General features: G+C 52.3%; 1 protein-coding gene and 2 pseudogenes. 1 reads left to right on the top strand and 2 read right to left on the bottom strand.

The genetic code is table 11. The annotated features are described in order from the left end of the window. The coding region (locus AWB78_RS47405; protein ID WP_157697893.1) for a hypothetical protein at positions 1–1014 on the bottom strand (1014 nt) is incomplete at its 3' end. A 704-nt stretch (positions 1015–1718) separates the two neighbouring features. Here AWB78_RS47405 and AWB78_RS42120 point away from each other — a divergent pair. Then, positions 1719–2137 (top strand): annotated as a pseudogene (locus tag AWB78_RS42120) (IS6 family transposase); the annotation flags it as partial. Positions 2138–2295: 158 nt separating this feature from the next. Here AWB78_RS42120 and AWB78_RS49115 read toward each other — a convergent pair. Beyond that, positions 2296–2553, bottom strand: a pseudogene (locus tag AWB78_RS49115) (IS701 family transposase); the annotation flags it as partial.

Genomic DNA, 2553 nt, shown 5'->3' with positions numbered 1-2553 from the left:
CAACTCGCTTAGATCCTCACCAGAAAGACGTTCTCTGAAAAGTTCAAGCATATTACCGTACTCGCGAATTGCGTTTGAGGCCTCATTACATAAAGCCTCATTGATTCCGATAAATCCAAAACCTTCCTTTGCCCCTTTGATGAACAATAGCTCTTTAAGGTCGCTTCCAGAAAGCTTACTCCCAACGGTCTTCAGTATTTTCGAGTACTGTCGTATTCCTTCGTCACGATCATCTGACAATGCTGTGTATAGCCACGGACTCTGACCTAGAATTCGTTGCAACATCCATTTCTTTATGTCTGTCGACGACATATAGTTGGCACATTGCACAAGAAGTGAATGAAGTTCATCGAGTGTTTCTGAGTGCCCATTTTCTAGCGCAATCGTTAAACCAGGGCATTCCAATGGGGAACGAAATATTAATTTTTTGACGATTCCCGCTTTATTTTCATTGCTAATCTCAGGATTACTCAAAAAATGATGGAGCCCTGCCTTGCATCTGGCAATCGATCTGCGATCATTTGTCCTCAACCCGTCCGAAAGATATTTATAAGAATTGCCATCCAATATATCAATCTGGGCAGAAAGTGCGTTCAGTTTTTCCGCATCGATATCAAATTGACGTTTCAGTTTATTAGTTAGATCGATTACCTCTAATGCCTGATTTCTGCCCAAATCGGAGTTAAAATTCTCTTTTTTGTCCAAATGGCAGAAATTGAAAGAATTTTGCTGTAGCGGCTTTGGCCCCTCGCCGAACAAAGCCATGCTAGACAAAAGCTCAGCACCTGTGGCGCCGGTCGCCTCCAGCTGAGCTGGTTGCTTACAAATTTGATTGGAATAATTGTTCGAAGTATTTAGTTCTTTGAGCATCTTCGTACTCTTCGGAAGCCCTGCGAAAATACCAGAGACAGCTTCGCGATTATTTAGCGTGCCTACGGAATTTTTTTTATCTTGACTAGGTGTTGTCGTAACAACGGCATCCTTCAAATCATAAGTGGTTTCAATTTTTTTCATGCCAATAAGCTCTCAACAAAAAAGTGAACCTCAAGTAGTTTCGTTTTTTTTCAGCGCGGTCGAATTTGTCTGCGAGCCACGCTGAAACGGGAAGTTACCGGGATACGTCCTGGATACGTCCGGGATCGGTTACAGTCCTGATTCGCGACGAGCCGAATGACGGAGATTCATGCTGGAGGGCGAATCCGGCGAATCTGAGCCGGGCGCAGCTCGAGGAATTCGTCTTGCCGCACGTGCGCAAGCCGGCGCGGACCGCGACCGACACTGGGCCTCTTCAAGATGTCAGCTACGTGCTGCAGATGCTGTACGTGGGGTGACCGCGGGAGGATGACCCGATCGCGATCGACGCCCTCCGGATACTGTCGCGTTACCGGTGGGAGCGAATCTTAAAGTCGCGGGCTTTCGCGACGGTCTGGGAGCCTAACCATTCGGTGATGTGTTTGAGATCGTATCGGACAGCCATGGACAGAAATTTCGGATAACGAATTGGTCAGAAATGCTCGGAATCTAGCGGAAGCGCCGCGTATTCTACGCGCGGTGCGCATCGTGCGGATCGATGGATTTTGGTGAGGGGGTGCGCATCCGTGGTCTGCGCATGCCAAGCGATGATCTTCGGCGAGGCAGTTTGATCAGGCATTCGAACGCGCGCGAGCACTGATGACGGTATTATCACGTTCTTGCGCAGTCGGCGGATATCAAGTTGCATGAAGAAAGCTTCCATGTCCGCCTCACTATCGACCGATGCGTCGATCTCGTACAAGGATTATCGATTTCCGCCCGACATCATCAGTTACGCGGTATGGTTGTACTACCGCTTCCCCCTGAGCCTGCCTATGGTCGAAGAGATCCAGGCTGCACGCGGTATCGAGCTGACGTATGAGCCGGTGCGGGACTGGGGCGACGAAGTTCGGTTTGCCGATCGCTAAACGTCTTCGTTCAACGGCGCTGGGCGCGGCGGCAAGCGGCATCTTGATGAGGTCGTAGTGACGAGGGCAAAAAGCATTGGCTGTGGCGGGCGGTCGACCAGCATGGCGCGGTGCTCGACGTGCGGGTGCAAAGCCGTCGCGACACGGCGGCAGCCAAGCGGCTGATGCGCAAGCTGCTCAAACGCCATAGCCGTCCACGCGTAGCACCCCGCGGTTGAAAGAGATCCCAACTGGACTTTAGACACCCGAACGCCGTCGCCGACCGCTTGTGAGTAGCGGTGGCGAGGCAGCGAACGAGACTGAGATCGCGATGAAGCGAGTATGCGGGGCCGCAGAAGCGGCATCGACTGGTAACTCAAGGGGCGTGACGCGCTTCGGACCTCTGGAATTTTCGGGACTTCCCCTGCACGGGAGTATGAGAGGCAAGTCCGGTAAATTCCCGACGCAGCCATTGGGCGACCAGGCCAGCGGTGACGGGCTGACCGATTCTCCACGGCGCAATTTCGCGCATGGGGAAGTCCTCGGCAATCGCCAGGCTGAGCAACTGCGTGGGTGTCCAGGCGCACGAACGAATCTGCATCCAGAGTTCGAGTACGGTGCGCGTCTGCTGCCA

It is taken from the genome of Caballeronia calidae (assembly GCF_900044055.2).
Classification (GTDB): Bacteria; Pseudomonadota; Gammaproteobacteria; order Burkholderiales; family Burkholderiaceae; genus Caballeronia; species Caballeronia calidae.
Note: the sequence above shows the minus strand (reverse complement) of the source record. Positions and strands in the feature narration are given on the sequence as shown.